The following is a 23,015-nucleotide window of genomic DNA, read 5'->3' on the forward strand; positions in this document are numbered from 1 at the left end:
CCCAAATTCCAAAATGATTATGATTGGAATTTGGGATTTTTTTTATTTTAGAATTTATCTTTTTATGCTAGTGCCTGTTCTAAATCGGCAATTAAATCTTCAGCATCTTCAATACCAACACTTAATCGAACTAAATCATCGGTAATACCAACTTCGGCTCTTTTGTCTGCCGGAATTGAAGCATGCGTCATCAAAGCCGGATGATTGGCTAATGATTCAACTCCACCTAATGATTCTGCCAAAGTGAATACTTTTAATTTTTCTAAAAAACTAATCGAATCTTCCTTTTTACCAGAAACGAATGTAAATGAAACCATTCCTCCAAAAGCTTTCATTTGTTTTTTAGCAATTTCATGAAACGGATGACTTGGCAATCCTGGATAATAAACCGTTTTTATTTTTGGATGTTTTGTTAAATATTCCACTACTTTTTCTCCATTTTCACAGTGTCTTTGCACTCTTAACGAAAGGGTTTTGATTCCTCTTAAAACCAAAAAACTATCCATTGGCCCCAATGTCGCACCGGTTGCAAATTGCTGAAAATGCAATTGCTCTCCTAAAGCTTCATCTTTTACAATTAAAGCTCCCGCAATAACATCAGAATGTCCTCCTAAATATTTTGTTGCAGAATGCATGACAATATCAGCTCCTAAATCAAGTGGTTTTTGTAAATAAGGCGTTGCAAAAGTATTATCAACAGCAAATAAAATATTATTCGCTTTTGTGATTTTAGCTACTTCTTCGATATCAGCCAATTTCATTAATGGATTTGTTGGCGTTTCTACCCAAATCAGCTTTGTATTTTCATTGATTAATGACTTCAATTTTGTGATATCAGTCATATCAACAAAGTGAAATTTAATTCCGGAATCTTTGTAAATTCTTGAAAACATTCTGTAAGTTCCTCCATATAAATCATCCATTGCAATGACTTCATCTCCTGCTTTCAATCCTCTTAAAATACAATCGGTAGCTGCTAATCCTGATGAAAAAGCCAATCCGCGAGTACCATTTTCAATACTAGCCAAAGCATTTTCTAATGCTGTACGGGTTGGATTTGAAGCTCTGCTGTATTCGTAATCCCCCAAAGGTTGTCCTGGACTTGTCTGAATATAAGTTGAAGTTTGATATACAGGAGGCATTACTGCTCCTGTACTTGGGTCATGATGCTGACCACCATGAATCACTTTAGTATTGAATTTCATATAGTTATGTTTTTAAAACGCTATTTTAGACTACAAATTTACCGTTTAATTTATTTTAATCCTGACACAACTTCTTACCTTTGTATATAATTAACAGTTTAAGTTATGAAATCGCAAATAACCAGAGCTTTGCGAAAGCAAAAAAAACACAAATAAAATGCGATACCATTTATGACCCTTAACAAATAACTCTTAGATATATGAAACCGTATACTTATTTAGTTTCTTTGTTTTTAATATTCACTAGTTGCAACAAAGAGCTTTCATTTGAAAAGATAACATTTGAAAAAAAATCTATCCTGCCTTGCAAAACAGATTGCCCAATAATTACGATTGACATTCCGATTGCAAAAAATGCTCCTGTTGTGGCAGATAGCATTAACAAAAAAATATTTTCAGTCGTAAAAGAAATTGTTTATTTTGGAGAAAAGCCAGTAAAACCAAATGACTACAACGCATTGACAAACTCTTTTATTGAGTCTTATGAAGAAATGCACGAAAAATTTCCAAATGAAACTTTTGGGTGGGAAGGTAAAATTAAAGGAAATGTAGAATTTGAATCAAGTCAAATTATTAATATAAAAATTGATCATTATACTTTTACCGGTGGCGCACATGGTTATCAGGGATATCGTTCTCTATTATTTGATCCAAAAACAGGAAAAATCATTTTTTCTGATCAAATTTTTAAAAATGAGAAAGAATTTAAGGCTTTCGCCGAAAAAACATTCCGCGAGAAATATAAAATTCCTTCAAAAGCAAACATTAACGCAACAGGTCTAATGTTCGAAAATGACAAATTTCAATTACCTCAGAATATTTTCTATACAGAAGAAGGACTGCTTTTATATTACAACTCTTATGAAGCGGCATCCTATGCCGATGGCCCAAAAGAGCTTCTATTTCCTTATGATGAAGTGAATCAATATTTATTGTATCAGTAATTTGTTGAAGAAATAATTCGGATAAGCTGGAGGCAATTCAATAAAACTTCTTACTTTGTTTTAGACGCACTACCGTGTGCCTCTACAAGAAACCTTTGTCGCTTTGCACCTTTGTTACTTTGTACCTTCCTGAAAATCATATTTCATTTTTCGAAGAATCCTTAAAGCTTCCTTAAAAGACAAGTACACTTGCGAAAAAGGTTTTAAAAGCAATTTAGCATCAATTAATTTCTGCTTTGCGTCATCAAAACCATTCAAATGGCAGATCATAAAAGTGGAAGGAAGATTTTCAAGATCACTTAATTCTCGTTCTGATAAAGTTAAACCTTTCTGCAGTTTCTGAAGTAATGCTATATTCGAATTGTAAATATGATACAGCATTTTTCGATTAAATTCAGGTGGCTGAAAAAGCATTTTTCGATCGATTTTGTAATAACCATTATCAAAGAAACGAATGGTTTGTTCTTCTAACGGATAATAACTTGTTTTATCATTCAATCCTAACGGAACATATTCAGTTATCGTAAAACTATCATCATCAAAAATAATCGTTACAACATCTTGTGCCGAATAAAAAAGCTTGATTTGTTCGTTAATCAATTCAATATCAACTCTGGAAAGAAAGGCTTTATCACGCGATTTTTTAGGAACTCCAGCCCAGCATATCACAAATAACTCTTTAAAAACGTGATATTTCGGTGACATATCTTTATGCCTGAAATTCATAAAGTCAATAACACCATCGAGTGTATATTGAATGCTATTTCGGGAACTATTTTCAATCCCAATAACTGTTTCTGTATTTTGATAATTCTTCTCTATCTCGCCTTCAACAGGAACTGAATTACTCCCGCGCCTAATAAAAACACTATTGGCTAATATCGTGTGAATTCCTTTTTTAAAATACGAAATTTTATTCTTGGGTTTAATAGTAACCAATCCGATTACTTTATCTTTTGGAAGATTCGGAAACGGTACATTTTCGTATTGAATTTTAGGAGGATTTTCTAAAAAAGCATTGACGAGATTCTGAATTCGACTATCATCAAAGAAATCATCGCCAACAATCTCATTATCCTGATCTTCAACTCCAACAACTATATAAGAATTATTGGTTGGATTTGAATTGGATAATGCACAAATGTGTTTGAGAAATTTTCCTTTTCCTTCACGGGAGTGCAGATTCAACTGCCTTTTTTTATCATAAAAACTGCTCTCATCATTATGAGCGAGCAGGTTTTTTATTAAAAGGCGTTTGTTGATCATTCTTTTTAGATGTTAGACTGGCTTAGATTTTTAGACTTCTTAGATTGTTGAACTTCGAATTCTAAATTAATCTAATTTATATAAAGTCTAACAATCTAAAATTTTAAACATTAATATAACCAATAATAAAGCTCCAGCGGAGCAACATGTTTATAGCTAAGACACATCAATAAAACAAAGCTCCAGCGGAGCGATATTCCCGATATTTCATACCCAATAAATATTCCACCCCGAGGGGGTTCTATCGAATAAATTATAAATATCTATAAACATGATGTCCCTCTGGGACTTGTTTTATAAATATTATCATGAAAAAAATCTAAATATTCTTTTTTACGATCGTTGCCGAAGCCTGTGCTGTAGGGTACACGATCAAATCTGCAATATTAACATGGTATTTTCTGGACACTACAAAATGAATTATATCTGCAATATCTTCCGCTTGCAAGGCATCTAAACCTTTATAGACATTCGACGCTCTGTCTGCATCGCCTTTAAAACGAACTTCACTAAATTCGGTTTCAACCATTCCCGGATGAATTGCTCCAACTCTAATCCCGTATGGATTTAAATCCATTCGCATTCCGTTGTTAATGGCATCGACAGCGTGTTTTGAAGCGCAATATACATTTCCGTTGGGATACACTTCTTTACCGGCAATGGAACCAATATTGATAATATGTCCCGCTTTTCTTTGTATCATCTGGGGAATTATCGCTTTCGAAACGTACAAAAGTCCTTTTACATTAATATCAATCATGGCATCCCAATCGTCAACATTTCCATTTTGAATTGGATCTAAACCGTGTGCATTTCCGGCATTATTAATTAAAACGTCAATTTGTGAAAATTCTGCTGGCAATGAATTGATTGTTGAGAAAACTGCCTCTTTATCACGAACATCAAAAGAAAGTGAATGTACTTCTGTAAATTCAGAAAGTTCTTTCTCAAGCTCTGCCAAACGTTCCTTACGTCTTCCACAAAGAATTACTTTATAATCCTTTTTTGCCATTATTTGCGCAGTTGCTTTTCCAATTCCGCTAGTCGCTCCAGTAATCAAAACTGTTTTTTTCATTCTTGTTGTGTTTTATTTTTAACACATAGAGACATAGTTTAAAAAGCTTAAAAAAAAGGCATTTCACTTTGCATGAAAACACATAGCTATGTGTAAATGACTGGTCGTTTATTTTTACTTTCTTTAAACAATAAAATCTATGTTTTTATATGTTTAATTTTTTAAAGCCACAGATTAAAGGATTAAAATGATTTTTCAATCTGTGAGAATCCTTTAATCTGTGGTAAATATTTTTTTTTAATACCATTTTAGCAGAACACTAAAAACTGTAAACTGAATACTAAAAATTAAGGCACATCGTCACCCATACTTTCTGTCCAGATCGCAAACCAGTCTTCTTTATCCATTTCTAATTCTACCGCTTTTACTAATGACTGAATTCTGGCAATATTTACTGTGCCCGCAATTGGAATCACACCTGCAGGATGTTTTAAAATCCAGGCCAATAAAAGTGTATCTGAACCAAAACTGTATTTCTGAACCAGTTCAGAAAGTAATTTTTTCAAACGGCGTGTCTTTTTTGTATCTTCTCTAAAAACCGTTCCAAGCGGATTCCATGACAATGGTCGAATTTCATGTGTCTGCATATAATCTAAGCTTCCATCCGTCATTGCTTCATAATGTGTTGCCGAAAATTGCACCTGATTAAAGCTTACTTCGGTTTTCGAACGAATTAATTCTGTCTGTGAACTCGTAAAATTTGAAAGTCCAAAATCAATAATTTTCCCTTCCGATTTTAATTTCTCAACTGCTTCAGCAATTTCATCGGCCTGCATTAACGGACTTGGCCTGTGCAATAAAAAAACATCAATAAAATCTGTTTTTAGTTTTTTAAGCGATTCTTCAACAGACCAAATAATATATTCCTTCGAATATTCATAGTGTTTTATTTTATTTTCCGGTCGTTTTTCAGCAATCATCTGAATTCCACATTTGGTAATTAACTGTAATTTTTCCCTTGAAATTTTACTTGCGTGGAAAGCTTTTCCAAAATCGGCCTCTGTGGTATAAGATCCATAAATATCGGCGTGGTCAAAAGTGGTAATTTTGTTTTCGATACAGATCTGTATCATGTTTTCCATTTCTTTAGTTGTAAGGTTTTTATCCCAAACTCCCCAATTCATAGTGCCTGAAATAATAGGCGATAACGTTGTTTTGCTCATGGTTTTATTGCGTTATTTTTGGTAATAAATATGCTTTTGTAAAGCATAATCATCAAAGTTCTTAAAAATATAAAAATAGATTCACAATTCGTCCTTAAAATTAGCGCATTGGTCGAAGTTTTAACCATTCTTTAACATCTTACTTCTCAAAAAATATTCAATTTGCACTCTCAAAAACGAGGCGTAAAAATCAAAGGTTTAAAAAGGCTTTTTAAAAATATTTATATGGAAGAAAATACAACGACTTTAGACATTAGAGCGATAAATGAAAAAATTGAAAGAGAAAGTGCTTTTATAGACCTTCTTACAATGGAAATGAACAAAGTTATTGTGGGCCAGAAACATATGGTCGAGCGTTTATTAATTGGACTTTTGGGTCAAGGGCATATTTTATTGGAAGGTGTTCCGGGATTAGCCAAAACTTTAGCGATAAATACTTTGTCGCAAGCGGTACAGGGTTCTTTCAGCCGTATCCAGTTTACTCCGGATTTATTACCTGCCGATGTTGTCGGGACAATGATCTACAACATCAAAGCAAACGAATTCTCTATTAAAAAAGGGCCAATTTTTGCCAATTTCGTACTTGCCGATGAGATTAACCGTGCTCCTGCCAAAGTTCAGTCAGCACTTTTAGAGGCAATGCAGGAAAAACAAGTTACTATTGGTGACACGACTTTCAAACTAGATCGTCCGTTTTTAGTATTGGCAACTCAAAATCCGGTAGAGCAAGAAGGAACATACCAGCTTCCTGAAGCACAAGTCGATCGTTTTATGTTGAAAACCGTAATTGACTACCCAAAAATTGATGAAGAACGTTTTGTAATTCGTCAAAACTTAAAAGGAAGTTACGAAAAAGTAAATCCTGTAGTTTCAGTAGAACAAATTTTGCGTGCGCAGGAAGCGGTTCGCGAAGTGTACATGGACGAAAAAATCGAAAAATACATCTTAGATATCATATTTGCTACTCGTTATCCAGAGAAATACAAACTTGCAGACTTAAAACCTCTTATCAGTTTTGGAGCATCACCACGTGGAAGTATCAATTTAGCTAATGCAGCAAAATGTTACGCCTTCATCAAACGTCGTGGTTATGTAATTCCAGAAGACGTTCGTGCAGTTGTACATGATGTTTTACGTCACAGAGTTGGAATAACGTATGAGGCTGAAGCCGAAAACATTACTTCTGTAGACATTATCAACAAAATCGTAAACGAGATTGAAGTACCTTAAAAATAGTTTTCAGTTTTCAGTCACAGTGAACATATTACAAGTAACTGCGACTGAAAACTGCGACTGAAAACTAAAGAAATGGATACAAAAGAGCTTTTAAAAAAAGTACGGAAAATAGAAATCAAAACCAAAAGACTGAGTAATCATATCTTTTCGGGAGAGTACCATTCTTCATTTAAAGGACGCGGTATGACTTTTAGCGAAGTGCGTCAATACCAATATGGCGATGATATTCGTAACATCGATTGGAATGTAACCGCACGCTACAACGAAGCCCACGTAAAAGTTTTTGAAGAAGAACGCGAATTGACCATGGTTTTAATGGTCGATATTTCGGGTTCAGAAGGTTTTGGTTCAAAAAGTCAATTCAAAAAAGACATCGTCACCGAAATTGCGGCAACGATGGCTTTTTCGGCTACGCAAAACAATGACAAAATTGGATTAATATTATTTTCTGATAATGTCGAATTGTATATTCCACCAAAAAAAGGCCGTTCGCACGTTTTGAGAATCATTCGTGAATTAATCGAATTTGAACCAAAAAGCCACAAAACGGATATTTCGCAAGCTCTAAAGTTTTTATCAGGAACCCAAAAAAAGAAAGCTATTGTTTTTGTGATTTCCGATTTCATGTCTGAAAATTACGAACAGACCTTAAAAATTGCTTCTAAAAAACACGACATTACAGGTGTTCGTGTCTATGATATCCGCGAAGAAAAAATCCCGAATTTAGGAATGGTAAGTATGCTGGATGCTGAAACCGGAAAAATTCAATTGGTCGACACGGGCTCAAAATCGGTGCGAATGAATTACGAAAAACATTATCACGACAGAGTCAATTATTTCAAAGATATTTTCAGTAAATCAGGAGCTGGTGTTGTGAATACGAGAGTCGATGAAAATTACGTGACAAAATTACTCGGTTATTTCAAGTCCCGTTAATTTGAAATTTCGACGATTATCAGGTTTCAAAAAAATAAATTTTCAAAAATAAGCATTCGTTTTAGACTAAAATCTGAATCAAAAATCAAATGAAATTAAAATTTTACATATTTCTTTTTTTGCTTACTTCAGCTGTTTTTGCACAACAAAAACAAGTTGAAACAAGTATTGATACTACAAAAAATAAAATTGGAGCCGAGTTTAAGTTAACGCTTAAAACGGTTGTAAGCTCAAAATCGAAAGTTGTTTTTCCTAAACTAAAAAACATAGGTCCTTTAGAAGTAATTCAATCGTACCCAGTTGATACAGTTAAGAAAAATGATACTTACGAACTGATCAAAAAATACGGCTTAACCCAATTTGATTCAGGAAAATATACCATTCCGAGTATCAAAATTTTAATTGATAAAAAACCTTATTTATCAGATTCTATTCGTGTTGAAGTAGCCAATGTAAAAGTCGATACATTACAACAAAAAATGTACGACATCAAAGACATTTCCAGTGCAGACAGCAACAACGATTGGTGGATTTATGTTCTCATTGTAATTGTAATTCTCGCAATCGGTGCTTTTGTATATTGGTACGTAAAAAAATATCAGAAGAAAAAAATCGAAGAAGAAGTTTATAAAACACCTATCGAAAAAGCAACAAGCTTATTGAATAACCTGGAATCTAAAGAATTAGTTCAAAAAGGTGAAATCAAAGAATATTATAGTGAACTAACGGATATTGCGCGTAATTATATTGAAGAAGCAATTCATATTCCGGCAATGGAAAGCACTACTTCTGAATTGATTCAGGCAATACGTTTGGCTTCTACTAAAAAGAAAATGACGCTGACACCTGAAACCGTTGAGAACTTAGAACGCGTTTTACGTCAGGCGGATTTAGTAAAATTTGCAAAATCAAAACCTTTGGATTTTGAAATTACGGATGACAGAAATAAAATTCAAAAAGTAATTTTAACACTTGATAATGCAATCCCGACCGAAGTTCCGGCTGAAGAAGAAGATCAATTATTGAATGAAGCGCAGAAACAAAAGCAAATCAAAATTCAACTAAGAAAAAAACGTAACAAACGTATTGCAATCACAGTTGGAACCGTATTGTTTTTATTGTTTGCCACAACTACTTTCTTCATTGTAACAAAAGGTTTCACTTATGTTAAAGACAACATCATTGGTCATCCATCCAAAGAATTATTAGAAGGCGAATGGGTAAAAAGTGCCTACGGAAATCCGGCTGTTTTAATTGAAACTCCTAAGGTTTTAAAACGAATGGATACGCAAAAAGTATTGCCTAAAGAAGCGATGGCTTTGATTAAAGAAATGCAGCTTTTTGCCTACGGAAGTATGATTGACAATTTCTATGTTACCGTTTCAACCAGTAAATTTAAAAATCCTGTTGAACTTGATTTAGCAAAAACCTTAGAAGGTACTTTAAAAATAATTGAAGCTCAGGGCGGACAAAATATTATTGTGAAACAAGAAGATTTTCAGACTAACGCAGGTATTCAAGGACTTAAAGGATATGGAACAATGACAGTCCTAAATCCAATTGATAAAACAAGCACAAAAGCATATTATGAAATTTTGCTTTTTAAACAAGATCAGGGATTACAACAAATTATGATTTTACATCAGGAAGGCGATACTTATGCAAATGACATTACAGCCCGAATTTTAAATTCTGTTGAACTTCAAAAAGCGAGCAATTAATGGAAAAGATAACTTTTTTAAATCCAGAATTTTTTTGGTTGTTTCTTTTAATTCCAATTGCAATTGCTTGGTTTTTCTGGAAACGCAATCAGCAATCGCCTACTTTAAAAATGAGTTCAACTCAGGGTTTTAAAAACAGCGAATCCTTATTAACGAAATTAAAACCTTGTTTATACATATTCAGGATTATTGCGCTAAGTTCATTGATTATAGCTTTGGCTCGACCAAGAACAGTTGATATCAGCAATCAGACTAAAACAACAAAAGGAATTGATATTGTAATGGCAATTGACGTTTCTGGAAGTATGCTGGCAAAAGATCTAAAGCCAAACCGTATGGAGGCTTTAAAAAGAGTTGCCGGAGAATTTGTTGAAGAAAGACCAAATGACAGAATCGGATTGGTTTTATATGCTTCTGAAGCGTATACCAAAACGCCTGTTACAAGTGATAAAGCAATTATTCTTGAAGCTATAAAAGATATCAAGTACGATACCGCTTTACAGGACGGAACCGGAATTGGAATGGGACTGGCAACAGCCGTAAACAGATTAAAAGACAGTAAGGCGAAAAGTCGTGTAATCATTTTGATGACTGACGGTGTTAATAATGCCGGATTTATCGAACCTGAAACGGCAGCTGATATTGCGAAACAATATGGAATAAAAGTGTACACAATAGGAATTGGAAGCAACGGAATGGCACCATCTCCTTATGCATACGCTCCAAACGGAGGTTTTTTATTCAAAATGCAAAAAGTTGAAATCGACGAACAATTAATGAAAAGTATCGCCCGTAAAACCGAAGGAACCTATTTTAGAGCAACAAGCAACGATAGATTGGCTCAAATTTACAGCGCGATCAATAAATTAGAAACCACAGAAATTCAGGAATTAAAATTCTATGATTACGACGAAAAATACAGAGGTTTTGTTTTACTGGCAGCCTTTTTATTATTGTTGGAAGTTGGTTTAAGAAATACAGTTTACAGAAGCTTTATTTAATACTTTAGTCGCAGTCACAGTTTACAGTTTACAGCTGAAAACTGCGACTGAAAACTGCGACTGAAAACTAGAATTAAAAAATGGAATTAGACGAAAAAAAATATTTATACCTTTTATTCTTACTCCCAATTGTGGTGTGTATTTTCCTTTTCAATATGTATTGGAAAAGAAAAAAACAACGCGAATTTGGTGATTTGGAAATGGTAAAAAGACTGAGCCCGGAACGTTCTGTCTTTAAACCTGTATTAAAATTATCTATACTGCTTTTAGCACTTGCATGTTTGATTATTGGATTAGTGAATCCGAAGATTGGGACTAAAATGGAAACGGTAAAACGTGAAGGTATCGATATTGTTTTTGCAGTCGACGTTTCAAAAAGTATGCTGGCCGAAGATGTGGCGCCAAGTCGTTTAGAGAAAAGTAAGCAATTGGTTTCGCAAATCATTAATAATTTAGGAAGTGACCGAATTGGAATTGTTGCCTATGCAGGAAGTGCTTTCCCAGTTTTGCCCATTACAACCGATTATAGTGTAGCTAAAATGTTTTTGCAAAGTATGACTCCGGATATGGTTTCGTCTCAGGGAACTTCATTGGATGACGCAATCCGATTATCATCAACCTATTTCGATGAAAAAAGCAAAACAAGCAAGTTACTGATTTTGATTTCTGATGGAGAAGATCATTCTGAAGGTGCTTCTGCAGCAGCGGAAGAAGCTAACAAATTGGGAATGAAAATCATTACGATTGGTATCGGAACAGAAAAAGGAGGAACTATTCCGTTAAAAGAAAACGGGATTGTAAAAAGCTTCCAAAGAGATCAAAATGGAGAAGTTGTTATTACAAAACTAAATCAGGACGGGCTGAAAGCAATTGCAAAAGCTACAAAAGGTGGTTATGTGTATGGCGGAAGTACCAAAGAAGTTTTAGATTATATAAAAAATGCATTAAATAACATTCAGAAAACAGAATTTGAAGCGACACAAATGGCCGATTTTCAATCACAATTTCAGTGGTTTTTGGGCTTTGCATTCTTATTGTTGTTTGTCGATATTTTCCTTTTGGAAAGAAAAACAAACTGGATAAAAGAATTGAATTTATTTAACGAAAAGAAATAATAAAGTTCGCCACTGAGAAAAACAATCTAATTAGTAATAATTAGGGTAATTCGCGGCAAACAAAAACATAAAAAATTAGAATGAAAAATTTACTTCTTTATATTTTACTAACGTTTTCTTTAGCTGTTTCAGCTCAGGAAAAAGACAAGACATTGCCGGATGCCAATGAAGAATATAAGCAGAATAAATTTGTTGATGCTGAAGCAAATTATAGAATTTCGAAGTCAAAATTCCCAAAGAAAGCAGCAGCTTCTTATAACTTAGGAAATACTATTTACAGACAGAATCAAGCCTCTGAAGCAAAATTCGCTTATGGAAGTGCCATTAAAAACGCAAAAACAAGACCTGAAAAACATAAAGCATTTCATAATTTAGGAAATGTTTTCATGAAAGAGAAAGATTATACACAAGCCGTTGAAGCGTATAAAGAAGCTTTGCGTAACGACCCTACAGATGATGAAACGCGTTATAATTATGCTTTGGCCAAACAAAAATTAAAAGAAAATCCTCCGAAAAACGACAAAAACAAGGATAAGAATAAGGACAAAGATAAAGACAAGGACAAAAATAAAGATAAGGACAAGGACAAAGATAAAAACAAGGACAAAGACAAAGACAAGGATAAAAAAGACGATAAAGGCGATAAAGACAAGGATAAAAAAGATGGTAAAAATGATCCGAAGAAAGATGATAAATCAGACAACAAAGGAGAACCAAAACCACAACCTGGCGGCATCTCAAAAGAACGTGTTCAGAATTTATTAGACGCCGTTAACAACGAAGAAAAGAAAATTCAGGACAAAGTAAATGCTCAAAAAGTAAAAGGAAGTCCTAAGAAAACAGAAAAAGACTGGTAAAATTTGGTTAATCGTTTAATCGTTAATTTGTTTCTTCAACTTGAAAACAACAATTTAACAATAAACAAACGATTAAACAGTTAAACTAAAAAACGATTAAACAATTAATGAAAAGATATTTAATTCTATTACTATTCACTTTTCAAGGGCTTATGGCTCAAGTTCAATTTGAAGCCAGAGTAAGCAAGAACTCGCTTGGTATAAACGAGAGACTTCGTATTGACTTTATCATGAATGTTGACGGAGATAACTTCGAACAGCCTTCATTTGACGGATTTAGAATTGTAGCAGGACCAAGTCAGCAAATAAGTCAATCCTGGGTTAACGGAAGAAGCTCTTTTCAAAAAATATATTCTTATATATTACAACCAGCGCAAAAAGGAACTTTAACCATTAAACAGGCTGCAATCGAGTTTAATGGCCAGAAATACAAAACAACTCCTCAAAAGATTGTTGTAACAAATGCTGTTGCCGAAGAAAGAGATCCAAATGACCCTAGACAGCAAGGCGGTGCAGGAAGTGAAACTTTGAATTTGGTTGCTGAAATTTCAAAAACAAATCCGTATCTGAATGAACCGATTACAGTGGTTTATAAATTATACTTCAACAATATTAATGTTACCGGTTTTAAAGAACTTGGAAAACCAAAATACAATGATTTCTGGAATCAAAATATAGAAATCAAACAGTTAGCTATTGAAGAAGGAAGTTATAGAGGACAAAAATGCTATTTTGTGGTATTGAAAAAAACCATTTTATATCCGCAAAAATCAGGAAAACTCACAATTGAACCTCTTTCACTCGATATTGGGGTACAACTACCCACAAATCGCCGCGACATGTTTGGCCAAATGATTCTGTCTGAGGACAATAAAGTTGTTTCGGCGGGAGCTAAAACCATTAATGTAAGACCACTTCCCGAAACTAGTAAACCAGAAGGTTTCACAGGAGCTGTTGGTAAATTCAATTTTACGGTTACGCCTTCAAAAACTACTTTAAAAAATGGAGAAAGTCTTGATTTGGTCGTAAGTGCTGCAGGAAGCGGAAACATGAAGTTGTTTACACTTCCAAAACCGGTTGTACCAAATGCATTAGAAATGTACGATCCTGTCCATGACGAAAAAGTAACCACTGCATTGTCTGGAATGTCAGGAAAAATTTCGGACAAGTATACTATTATTCCGCAATACAAAGGAAAATATGTTATAAAACCAATGCAGTTTTCTTATTTTGATTTGAGTTCCGGATCATACAAAACTATAACTTCTCAGGAAATTACAGTTGATGTTTTAGACGGACCAATGCAGGCAGAAGCAAACGCAACGGCAAATGCGGCTAAAAACGTTATTACGAAAACAGAGCAATTCAAATACATCAAACCAAAAACTACTTTAGTTTCAATGACTAAAAATGACTTCTATGGTTCGAATTTATATTATGGATTGTTGTTGGCACCTTTCTTAATCTTACCAATTATAGTTTTGGCTAAGAAGAAAAAAGAAGCAATTGACAGTGATGTTTTCGGAAACCGAGTTAAAATGAACAATAAGTTGGCCAAGAAATATCTATCTGAAGCTAAAAAACAGCTTAACAACAAAGAGCCATTTTATATTGCGTTGGAGAAAGCGATGCACAATTTCCTGAAAGCTAAACTGCATATTGAAACTTCAGAAATGAGCAAAGACAATATTCGTGAATTATTATTGTCCAGAAATGCGAATCCGGAAACTGTTCAAAATTTCATTAATTTGACAGAAAACTGTGAGTATGCACGTTATGCTCCGGCATCAAGTGCTTCGATTCAGCAGGATTTTGATAAAGCTGTTTTGATTATCTCTGAATTAGAAAAACAGATTGTTTAACCGGTAGGGCTATTTTATCGCAAAGTGCGCTAAGAAAGTTATTTGCATTGTGTTGAATTAAGTTCGCAAAGTTTAAAAAACAAACCTTACTAGTTTTAAATATTGGTCAGGTTTAAATAAAATAAAATGAAAAATATAGTATATCTCTTTTTATTAATTACTCAGGTTTTCTTTGCTCAGAGCAGCTTTGAAAAAGGGAATCTTTTGTATCAGGATAACAAGTTTGAACAGGCCGCGCAGGAGTATGAAAATGTTCTTAAAGAAAATAAAGAACATTCGGCTGAGTTGTATTTTAATTTGGCTAACTGTTATTACAAACTAAATAAAGTCGCTCCTTCCATTTATAATTATGAAAAGGCTTTGGTTTTAAAACCACATGATGAACAGACATTAAACAACTTAAAATTCGCCAAAAAACTAACTATTGACGAAATTAAAGAAGTACCAAAAGTTGGTTTTGCAAAACTAATTCAAAACTTTACAGGAATTTTCGATTATAATACCTGGGCTAAAATTGCTGTCGGGATTGCTTTTCTTTTCTTATTGAGTTTTATTGGATATTACTTTTCACAGCTTACGCTTTCAAAAAGATTATATTTCATTGGAATGTTTGTATTGTTGGTTGGTGTACTTTTAAGTGTTGCAGCTGCAATGTCAGAGAAAGACCATTATGACAACGATCGCCCGGCAATTGTTTTTTCAGAAGTAAGCGAAGTCAGAAGCGAACCGCAAAAAGCAGGATCAGCGATTTTCTTACTGCATGAAGGTGCAAAAGTGTATGTAACAGAAACACTTCAAAATTGGAAAAAAATAGAATTAACAGATGGAACTGAAGGCTGGATTGATGCTTCAACAATTAAAGAAGTAAAATAAAATTTCTTAAATTAAAATATAAAAATCCCAAATTCCAATTGTAAAATTGATGTTTGGGATTTTTCATTTTCACAACTGACATAAGTATATTTTAACTTTCAAGACTGGAAAGATAAATTTATTTATATCATTCAATTCAAATAATTACCTAAGTGATAACTTTGCGAACTTAAAATCAACACAATCCAAATCAATTTTCCTTGCGAACTTTTCGGTCAAAATTTATATACAAGACCAGGCGTCACACAGTAATCTAACTTCACATCAGATTCAAAAACATCGTCTATTTGATTTACGGCTTCAAAAAACGAAAGACCAATTTTGATGGTTTCTGGTTTACATTCTGCTAAGAACTTATCATAAAAACCTTTTCCGTAGCCAATACGGTTTCCAAAAACATCAAAAGCCAAAAGCGGTACAAAAACTACTTCGATAGTTTCAGATGGAACTGGTAAACCATTCACCGGTTCCGGAATATTGTATTCGTTTTTCTTTATTTTGGTATTATCCGTCAATAAAAAATGAGCCATTTTTCTTGTTTCAAAATCACTTTTCGAAACCACAATTTCTTTGTCTTTTCCTGAAAGGAGATGCAAAATATATTCGGTATTAACTTCTTTCTGTTCTTCTATAGGAAGAAAAACATGGTAATAGCTTTTATTCCAAATAGGCAATTGTAATACTTCATTGGCAATAGCCAGACTTTTTTCTTCGATATCATCTATTGAAAGTCCTGCCCGAAGTTTTTTATGGTGTAAGCGTAATTCTTTTTTATTCGTCTCCATCAGGAAGGGTTTTAGAAATATGATAAATCGCATCGCCTTCATAAACAATAGGCGAATGATTGGCGTTGATGATGTAACCATCATGTGGTGCTTTTACTTTTTGCTCGAATTTACCAAACGGATCAGTTATAATCGCCAGGATAGTTCCCTTTGTTACAAATTTCCCAATCAAATTATAATCGTGCAATAATCCGGAACATTTCGCCCGTAACCAAACTGAATATTTGATATAAATTGAAGGAAAAAGAGCCTTTTCAACAACTTGTTTTGGATCGAGCATGTTCAGGTAATTCAGCAAACGCTTCACTCCCAGTACACCTTCATTCGCAATAGCATTATTAATATCCAATGATTTTCCTCCTTCAAAAAGTAACATTTTTACATTTGCTTTTTCACATGTATTCCTAAAAGAGCCTGTAATATTTTTTGAATATAAAGTAAATGGCGCGTTAAAAACATCTGCCAAAAGTTTTAATTCCGGATTATTTTCAGTTATCCTAATTTGGGGTGCATTAAACCTGCTGGCTCCTCCGGCATGAAAATCGACTGCATAATCGATAACAGGCAAAATTTCAGCCACAATATGAAATGCAAAACGACTCGCCAGAGAACCTTTTTTACTTCCGGGAAAAACGCGATTTAAATCACGGCCGTCAGGAAATTCTCTTGATTTATTTACAAAACCATACATGTTGATGATTGGAATACAAATGATGGTTCCTCGTGTTGGCCGATTTATTTTTTTACTAATGAGCTGACGCACAATTTCGACTCCGTTTATTTCGTCGCCGTGAATTCCGGCTGAGAATAAAACCACCGGACCATCTATTTTAGAACGACGCACAATTACCGGAATATTAAGCTTTGTAGTCGTGTGCAATCGGGCAATCTCAACGTTTATCGTTCTACTTTCTCCTGGCAAAACCGGTTCGCCAAAAATAATCATGGGTTTGTTATTTTTCATATAGAATTATAAAATCTAAATATAGAAATTATTCTTTTGATTTCGTAAATTTGACTCTAAATCCATGTTAAGCTTTACCTGAAAAACAAAATGGTTTTCCAGATCGCTTTTCGACCATCTTCAGAAACAAAACAGAATGCAAAAACCGTCTTTAGAACTTCAAATTCAAACCTTGCCGGACAATCCCGGTGTGTATCAATATTATGATAAAGACGAAAAAATATTGTACGTAGGAAAAGCTAAAAATTTAAAAAAAAGGGTTTCCTCCTACTTCAATAAAATTCACGATACGGCAAAAACGAATGTATTGGTTCGAAAAATCGTAACCATAAAACATATTGTAGTTCCGACAGAAACCGATGCCCTTTTATTAGAAAATAATCTAATCAAAACCTTGCAACCGCGTTATAACGTATTGCTTCGCGATGATAAAAGTTACCCTTGGCTTTGCATCAAAAAAGAACCTTTCTCGAGAATATTTTCTACCCGAAGAATGGTTAAAGACGGCTCTGAATATTTTGGGCCCTATACTAATTTCAAAACCGTCCACACAATTTTAGAGTTAATCAAAGAATTATACCCTTTACGCACCTGCAATTATGATTTGAGTGCATCAAACATCAACTCGGGTAAATTTAAAGTTTGTTTGGAATACCATATTGGCAATTGCAAAGGACCTTGTGAAGGGATTGAATCTTTAGAAGATTATCAGCGACAAGTAGATGCTATTCGCGAAATTTTGAAAGGAAATTTCAAAGAAAGCATGAAGGACTTCAAGCGTTTAATGAATCAATATGCGCAGGATTTACGTTTTGAAGAAGCTCAAAAAATTAAAGAAAAAATAGAAGTACTGGAGAATTATCAATCAAGATCGACGATTGTTAATCCGAAAATTACCAATGTTGATGTCTTCTCGATTGTATCTGATGAAAGTGCAGCTTATGTTAACTTTCTTCAAATTTCGCACGGTTCGATTATTCGTTCGCATACCTTAGAAATCAAGAAAAAGCTGGACGAAAGCGACGAAGAATTATTAGAATTAGCCATCATCGAACTTCGTGAACGTTTTCATTTATTATCAAAAGAAGTTATTGTTCCGTTTGAAGTTGATTTAGGGGAAAAAATTAAAACAACTGTTCCCCAACTTGGAGATAAAAAACAGATTTTAGATTTATCGATCAGAAATGCTAAATTCTACCGAATTGAACAACTAAAACAATTGCAAATTGTAGATCCGGATCGACACGTTAACCGAATCATGGCGCAAATGCAAAAAGATTTACGTTTGCCTGTTGAACCGCGACATATAGAATGTTTTGATAACTCAAATATTCAGGGAACAAATCCAGTTGCCGCCTGTGTAGTTTTTAAAGATGGAAAAGCGAGTAAAAAAGATTATCGTCATTTTAATGTAAAAACAGTTGAAGGCCCGGACGATTTTGCTTCGATGACTGAAATTGTCTATCGTCGTTACAAAAGATTATTGGATGAAAAAGAACCTTTGCCACAACTAATTATTATTGATGGTGGAAAAGGACAATTATCAGCAGCTTTAAAAAGTATAGATGATTTAGGTTTACGTGGAAAAATTGCGATTATCGGAATCGCAAAACGTCTGGAGGAACTTTTTTATCCCGGAGATTCTATTCCATTGTATCTGGATAAAAAATCAGAAACTTTGAAAGTGATCCAACAATTACGTAACGAAGCACACCGTTTCGGAATCACTTTTCATCGTGACAAACGAAGCAAAGCTGCATTAAATTCCTCAGTAGAAAGCATTCCCGGAATTGGAGAAAAAACCATGCTGACTTTAATACAACATTTTAAAAGTGTTAAAAGATTAAAATTAGCTTCAGAAAAAGAAATATCTGATGTTATAGGAGTATCAAAAGCAAAAAAAATTGTCGACTTTTACAAAACCAACTAGTATCTTTTTATGCGCCAAATTCAAATTTCCATTTCAAATACCCGTTCAAAGGGATTTTTTTCCTTCCCTAATACTGGCGGAAGCTTTTGGAGCATACTTATTTTTCTGACGATACTATTTTTCAATTCTCAAAACTCATTTTCGCAGGAACAAAAAAAAGACAGTGTAAAAAGGCCTAAAATTGGTTTGGTCTTAAGTGGTGGTGGTGCCAAAGGTTTTGCACATATTGGTGTTTTAAAAGTGTTGGAAGAAGCCGGAATAAAAATTGATTATATTGGAGGAACTAGTATGGGAGCTGTAATTGGCGGACTTTACGCTTCAGGATACAATGCTGCCCAGATCGACTCCATCTTCAAACAAACTAATTTCGACGAATTAATAAACGATTATATTCCAAGATCTTCTAAAAATTTCTACGGCAAAAAAAATGATGAATTATATGCCATAGTTTTACCTTTTAGTAATTTCAGAGTTGGTATTCCGGAAGCACTTTCAAAAGGAATGTATAATTACAATTTATTAAGCAGTCTAACCAGAAATGTGCGACATGTACGCGACTTCAACAAACTACCCACTCCATTTTTATGTATTGCAACCAATATCGAAACTGGTGAAGAGGTTTTGCTAAACAAAGGAAATCTGGTTCAGGCTATGATGGCAAGTTCTGCATTTCCATCCTTGTTTACTCCCGTAGAAATTGATGGAAATTTATTAGTTGATGGAGGTGTCGTAAACAATTACCCCATCAATGAAGTTCGAAATCTTGGTGCCGATATAATTATTGGTGTTGATGTTCAGGATGATTTAATGAAACGAAAAAATCTTAAAAACGCTACCCGAATTTTAGTTCAGATTACCAATCTACAGTCGATTGATAAAATGAAAAGCAAAATAAAAGATACTGATATTTATGTAAAACCTGATATTCGTGATTTTGGTGTAATTTCATTTGATAGGGGTGAGGAAATTATCAGAAAGGGTGAAGAGGCTACATTTGCCGTCTACGAAAAAATAAAATCACTGGTTAATGAAGATAATTTTTATAAAAAACCAAAATTAAAAGTCAGCACGGATACTGTTCATATAAATAAAATAAACAGCGACCAATTAGACAATTATACTAAAGAATACATCAATGGTAAACTTCGTTTTAAGCCGGGAAGTACGATAACTTATGGTGATTTAAAAACCGGGATCAATAATTTAAATGCTACTCAAAACTTTAGTACTATATCCTATTGCTTACAACCTGATGGTAAACAGGATGATTTGGATCTTGTTCTAAAAGAGAATCCTACCCAAACCTATTTAAAATTAGGATTGCATTATGACGGACTTTATAAAAGCGCCATTTTATTGAATCTTACGCATAAAAAGACTTTTCTAAAAAATGATGTTACTTCTTTAGATATTATTTTAGGAGATAATTTCAGATATGATTTAAACTATTATGTCGAGAATGGCTTTAATATCAGTTTTGGATTTCGTTCGCGACTAAATCAGTTTAACCGAAACGTAACCAGTAGTATTGGAAACTTAACCTCACCAAGTCCAGATGTCAATTTAATTAATGTTGATTTTATGGATGTTAGTAATCAGGCTTATTTTCAGACCATTTTTGTGCAGAAATTTTTAATGGGAGGAGGATTAGAATACAAGTATTTAAAAATCAATTCGCCAACTTTATCCAACACAGATAATATCATTGACAAAAGCAGTTATTTTAGTGTTTTTGGATATTTAAAATACGATTCATTTGACAATAAAAGCTTTCCGCATTCCGGATTGTTTTTTTCTACAGATGTACAAACTTATTTAGGATCTTCAGATTATACCAACACGTTCAAACCTTATTCTATGGCCAAAGCCGAAATTGCGGTAGCCAATACTTTATTCAGAAGGGCAACTTTCAAATTTGAAGCAGATGCCGGATTGACTTTTGGAAATGACAGTGTTCCATTTTTCGATTACATATTGGGTGGTTATGGTTATAATAAAATAAATAATTTCAACTATTTCTACGGTTACGATTTCTTAAGTATTTCCGGAAATAGTTTTATCAAAGCAGGAATTACATTTGATTATGAAATTTTCAAAAAAAATCATGTCAACTTTTCTGCGAATTATGCTAATCTGGGCGATGACATATTCTCTACTGTTGACTGGGTGTCTATGCCTAAATATTCCGGCTATGCAGTAGGTTATGGTTTAGAAACTATCATTGGTCCAATTGAAATTAAACAATCATGGTCACCTGAATTGTCCAAAAGCTTTACCTGGTTTAGTATTGGATTTATGTTTTAATCCTTACTTTGATTTTAACCGCAAAGTTCGCAATGATTTTTATCTGATAGTAATCTTCAGAAAATATAAAGTTCGCAAAGCTGAATCAATAAAGCTTTGCGAACTTTCTGTTTTTATAAAAGTCTAATAGTAAAAAATTGCGCACTTTACGGTTAATTTTTTTCTGCTCAGGTTATCAAATCTTTTTGACTGGTCACAACTTTTCCAAACTGTTCCTTTTTTTTGCTATACTTGAGAAAAAATTGAATTATTCTACAACTATATCGTTGTAATGTCAAAAATTTTAGATTAATTTGCGTTCTTAAATGATATGATTTACAATTTAAATCAATAAAAATTACGACATTTGTTATAATGAAAACAAAATGGACAGGTTTATTAGAATATCTTCAATTCCTCATCAAGAGAAATCCTGAGTGAAGCTATAGAATTGAGGTAATTAGTCAGCACAAAAGTTGAGCTGGTTATCTGTTCACACAATTCACCTTTTTCGAATTATCTAATTTATAAATTATCTAATTGAAAAGCCATGCCATTATATCATAAACTTGGAGATTTCCCTCAAAAAAGACACACCCAATTCGAAAAACCAAACGGAGGTTTTTACTACGAACAATTGTTTGGCACCGAAGGTTTTCACGGACATTCGTCATTGTCTTATCATGTGCACAGACCAACACAGGTCAAAGAAATTTTAAACTCTTATTCGGTTGAACCCAAAATTGCAATCGGAAAAAACATAAAATCATTACTTTTTAAAGGTTTTGAACTAAAACCGGAAAATGACTTTTTAGATAGCCGCAAAGCCATGTTAGTCAATAAAGACTGTATTATTGGTTTGGCAGCGCCAAAAGAATCACTGACCAAATATTTCTACAAAAATGCCGATGCCGATGAAATGCTTTTCATCCATAAAGGAAAAGGAAAACTAAGAACCATGTTAGGAAATATTCCTTTTGAATATGGTGATTACTTAATTATTCCGAGAGGCATTATTTACCAAATAGAATTTGAGACGGAAGAAAACCGCCTATTTTACGTTGAATCTTATTCTCCCTTTTACACACCAAAACGTTATAAAAACCAATCAGGACAACATTTAGAACATTCGCCATTTTGCGAACGCGATTTTATTTTGCCTAACGAATTGGAAACGCATGACGAAAAAGGCGATTTTTTAATTAAAATCAAAAAAGAAGGTATGATTCACGAAGTGGTTTACGCCACACATCCTTTTGATGTTGTGGGTTGGGACGGATATAATTTTCCATACGGATTCTCGATTCATAATTTTGAACCAATAACGGGACGTGTGCATCAACCGCCTCCGGTACATCAAACTTTCGAAACGGCTACTTTTGTCGTTTGTTCCTTCTGCCCGAGACTTTACGATTATCATCCAAAAGCAATTCCCGCGCCATACAATCATAGTAATATAGATTCTGACGAAGTATTATATTATGTTGATGGCGATTTTATGAGTCGTAATAATATCGAGCAGGGTCATATCACTTTACACCCAAAAGGAATTCCGCATGGTCCAGCGCCAGGCGCGATGGAACGCAGTATTGGCCATAAAGAAACTCAGGAATTAGCCGTTATGGTTGATACTTTCAGACCTTTAATGGTTACTGAAGAAGCTATGGGATTGGATGATGGACAGTATTACAAGTCGTGGACTGAGTAATTTTTTAATGTGGCAATGTGTCAATTAGATAATTAGATAATGCTTTTGAAACTTTATAGAATTAGAAAATGTGCCAATTTGATAATTAGAT

General features: G+C 33.7%; 18 protein-coding genes. 12 read left to right on the forward strand and 6 right to left on the reverse strand.

Translation table 11 applies throughout. The features are described from left to right. Window positions 1-62: 62 nt before the first annotated feature. The gene (locus tag B0A65_RS00920) at window positions 63-1,205 is read right to left on the reverse strand and encodes a cystathionine gamma-synthase (protein ID WP_074660734.1); all 1,143 of its coding nucleotides are present in this window, start codon (window positions 1,203-1,205) and stop codon (window positions 63-65) included. A gap of 200 nt (window positions 1,206-1,405) precedes the next feature. On the opposite strand from B0A65_RS00920, the gene B0A65_RS00925 reads away from it, so the two are divergent. After that, complete coding sequence (locus B0A65_RS00925) at window positions 1,406-2,149, forward strand: DUF3298 and DUF4163 domain-containing protein (protein WP_074660733.1); 744 nt, start codon at window positions 1,406-1,408, stop codon at window positions 2,147-2,149. Between the two features lie 114 nt (window positions 2,150-2,263). Here B0A65_RS00925 and B0A65_RS00930 read toward each other — a convergent pair whose 3' ends face one another. The 3 genes from B0A65_RS00930 to B0A65_RS00940 form a co-directional block, all read right to left on the reverse strand. Further along, window positions 2,264-3,415, reverse strand: a complete 1,152-nt coding sequence (locus tag B0A65_RS00930) for an ATP-binding protein (protein WP_074660731.1) — start codon at window positions 3,413-3,415, stop codon at window positions 2,264-2,266. A gap of 319 nt (window positions 3,416-3,734) precedes the next feature. Continuing rightward, window positions 3,735-4,490, reverse strand: coding sequence for an SDR family NAD(P)-dependent oxidoreductase (locus B0A65_RS00935; protein WP_074660729.1), 756 nt, complete (start codon window positions 4,488-4,490; stop codon window positions 3,735-3,737). Window positions 4,491-4,777: 287 nt separating this feature from the next. Further along, on the reverse strand, window positions 4,778-5,653 hold the full coding sequence (locus B0A65_RS00940) for an aldo/keto reductase (RefSeq protein ID WP_074660728.1): 876 nt from the start codon (window positions 5,651-5,653) through the stop codon (window positions 4,778-4,780). A gap of 225 nt (window positions 5,654-5,878) precedes the next feature. On the opposite strand from B0A65_RS00940, the gene B0A65_RS00945 reads away from it, so the two are divergent. The 8 genes from B0A65_RS00945 (at window position 5,879) to B0A65_RS00980 (ending at window position 15,254) form a co-directional block, all read left to right on the forward strand. Further along, entirely contained in the window at window positions 5,879-6,883 is a 1,005-nt protein-coding gene (locus B0A65_RS00945; protein ID WP_007807095.1) for an AAA family ATPase, read from the forward strand. 78 nt (window positions 6,884-6,961) lie between these two features. Next, window positions 6,962-7,825, forward strand: coding sequence for a DUF58 domain-containing protein (locus B0A65_RS00950; protein ID WP_072969800.1), 864 nt, complete (start codon window positions 6,962-6,964; stop codon window positions 7,823-7,825). Window positions 7,826-7,914: 89 nt separating this feature from the next. Continuing rightward, window positions 7,915-9,546: a phenylalanine--tRNA ligase subunit alpha gene (locus B0A65_RS00955; protein WP_074660726.1), complete on the forward strand. Its 1,632-nt coding sequence runs from the start codon at window positions 7,915-7,917 to the stop codon at window positions 9,544-9,546. After that, window positions 9,546-10,547, forward strand: coding sequence for a vWA domain-containing protein (locus tag B0A65_RS00960; RefSeq protein WP_074660724.1), 1,002 nt, complete (start codon window positions 9,546-9,548; stop codon window positions 10,545-10,547). The genes B0A65_RS00955 and B0A65_RS00960 overlap by 1 nt, the downstream gene beginning before the upstream one ends. Before the next feature lie 80 nt (window positions 10,548-10,627). Further along, a complete protein-coding gene (locus B0A65_RS00965; protein ID WP_074660722.1) occupies window positions 10,628-11,662 on the forward strand; it encodes a VWA domain-containing protein in 1,035 nt (344 codons plus the stop codon). Between the two features lie 80 nt (window positions 11,663-11,742). Beyond that, complete coding sequence (locus tag B0A65_RS00970; protein ID WP_074660721.1) at window positions 11,743-12,519, forward strand: tetratricopeptide repeat protein; 777 nt, start codon at window positions 11,743-11,745, stop codon at window positions 12,517-12,519. A 107-nt stretch (window positions 12,520-12,626) separates the two neighbouring features. Then, window positions 12,627-14,381 carry a BatD family protein gene (locus tag B0A65_RS00975; protein WP_074660719.1) on the forward strand — a complete coding sequence of 585 codons (1,755 nt, stop codon included), beginning with the start codon at window positions 12,627-12,629 and terminating at the stop codon, window positions 14,379-14,381. Window positions 14,382-14,507: 126 nt separating this feature from the next. Next, complete coding sequence (locus tag B0A65_RS00980) at window positions 14,508-15,254, forward strand: tetratricopeptide repeat protein (protein ID WP_074660718.1); 747 nt, start codon at window positions 14,508-14,510, stop codon at window positions 15,252-15,254. Window positions 15,255-15,469: 215 nt separating this feature from the next. Here B0A65_RS00980 and B0A65_RS00985 read toward each other — a convergent pair whose 3' ends face one another. Both B0A65_RS00985 and B0A65_RS00990 read right to left on the reverse strand, forming a co-directional pair. Continuing rightward, complete coding sequence (locus B0A65_RS00985; protein WP_074660716.1) at window positions 15,470-16,039, reverse strand: 5-formyltetrahydrofolate cyclo-ligase; 570 nt, start codon at window positions 16,037-16,039, stop codon at window positions 15,470-15,472. Then, the gene (locus B0A65_RS00990; protein ID WP_074660715.1) at window positions 16,026-17,003 is read right to left on the reverse strand and encodes a succinylglutamate desuccinylase/aspartoacylase family protein; all 978 of its coding nucleotides are present in this window, start codon (window positions 17,001-17,003) and stop codon (window positions 16,026-16,028) included. Before B0A65_RS00990 ends, B0A65_RS00985 begins: the two co-directional genes overlap by 14 nt. A 136-nt stretch (window positions 17,004-17,139) precedes the next feature. On the opposite strand from B0A65_RS00990, the gene uvrC reads away from it, so the two are divergent. The 3 genes from uvrC to B0A65_RS01005 all read left to right on the forward strand — a co-directional run bounded on the left by uvrC (window position 17,140) and on the right by B0A65_RS01005 (window position 22,924). Then, window positions 17,140-18,933, forward strand: a complete 1,794-nt coding sequence (gene uvrC / locus B0A65_RS00995; RefSeq protein ID WP_074660713.1) for an excinuclease ABC subunit UvrC — start codon at window positions 17,140-17,142, stop codon at window positions 18,931-18,933. A gap of 9 nt (window positions 18,934-18,942) precedes the next feature. Further along, a complete protein-coding gene (locus tag B0A65_RS01000) occupies window positions 18,943-21,237 on the forward strand; it encodes a patatin-like phospholipase family protein (RefSeq protein WP_083370468.1) in 2,295 nt (764 codons plus the stop codon). Between the two features lie 529 nt (window positions 21,238-21,766). Then, window positions 21,767-22,924, forward strand: a complete 1,158-nt coding sequence (locus B0A65_RS01005; protein WP_074660711.1) for a homogentisate 1,2-dioxygenase — start codon at window positions 21,767-21,769, stop codon at window positions 22,922-22,924. The last annotated feature ends 91 nt before the right edge of the window (window positions 22,925-23,015 follow it).

Origin of the sequence: Flavobacterium frigidimaris (assembly GCF_002217275.1) — a bacterium.
Taxonomy (GTDB): domain Bacteria; phylum Bacteroidota; class Bacteroidia; order Flavobacteriales; family Flavobacteriaceae; genus Flavobacterium; species Flavobacterium aquidurense.

Bases quoted from the DNA above. Each gene is read 5' to 3' on its own strand.
- uvrC (WP_074660713.1), top strand. From the start codon at position 17,140: ATGCAAAAACCGTCTTTAGAACTTCAAATTCAAACCTTGCCGGACAAT.
- B0A65_RS00925 (WP_074660733.1), top strand. From the start codon at position 1,406: ATGAAACCGTATACTTATTTAGTTTCTTTGTTTTTAATATTCACTAGT.
- B0A65_RS00980 (WP_074660718.1), top strand. From the start codon at position 14,508: ATGAAAAATATAGTATATCTCTTTTTATTAATTACTCAGGTTTTCTTT.
- B0A65_RS00985 (WP_074660716.1), bottom strand. From the start codon at position 16,039: ATGGAGACGAATAAAAAAGAATTACGCTTACACCATAAAAAACTTCGG.
- B0A65_RS01000 (WP_083370468.1), top strand. From the start codon at position 18,943: ATGCGCCAAATTCAAATTTCCATTTCAAATACCCGTTCAAAGGGATTT.
- B0A65_RS00975 (WP_074660719.1), top strand. From the start codon at position 12,627: ATGAAAAGATATTTAATTCTATTACTATTCACTTTTCAAGGGCTTATG.
- B0A65_RS00955 (WP_074660726.1), top strand. From the start codon at position 7,915: ATGAAATTAAAATTTTACATATTTCTTTTTTTGCTTACTTCAGCTGTT.
- B0A65_RS00990 (WP_074660715.1), bottom strand. From the start codon at position 17,003: ATGAAAAATAACAAACCCATGATTATTTTTGGCGAACCGGTTTTGCCA.
- B0A65_RS01005 (WP_074660711.1), top strand. From the start codon at position 21,767: ATGCCATTATATCATAAACTTGGAGATTTCCCTCAAAAAAGACACACC.
- B0A65_RS00940 (WP_074660728.1), bottom strand. From the start codon at position 5,653: ATGAGCAAAACAACGTTATCGCCTATTATTTCAGGCACTATGAATTGG.
- B0A65_RS00945 (WP_007807095.1), top strand. From the start codon at position 5,879: ATGGAAGAAAATACAACGACTTTAGACATTAGAGCGATAAATGAAAAA.
- B0A65_RS00965 (WP_074660722.1), top strand. From the start codon at position 10,628: ATGGAATTAGACGAAAAAAAATATTTATACCTTTTATTCTTACTCCCA.
- B0A65_RS00930 (WP_074660731.1), bottom strand. From the start codon at position 3,415: ATGATCAACAAACGCCTTTTAATAAAAAACCTGCTCGCTCATAATGAT.
- B0A65_RS00970 (WP_074660721.1), top strand. From the start codon at position 11,743: ATGAAAAATTTACTTCTTTATATTTTACTAACGTTTTCTTTAGCTGTT.
- B0A65_RS00920 (WP_074660734.1), bottom strand. From the start codon at position 1,205: ATGAAATTCAATACTAAAGTGATTCATGGTGGTCAGCATCATGACCCA.
- B0A65_RS00960 (WP_074660724.1), top strand. From the start codon at position 9,546: ATGGAAAAGATAACTTTTTTAAATCCAGAATTTTTTTGGTTGTTTCTT.
- B0A65_RS00935 (WP_074660729.1), bottom strand. From the start codon at position 4,490: ATGAAAAAAACAGTTTTGATTACTGGAGCGACTAGCGGAATTGGAAAA.
- B0A65_RS00950 (WP_072969800.1), top strand. From the start codon at position 6,962: ATGGATACAAAAGAGCTTTTAAAAAAAGTACGGAAAATAGAAATCAAA.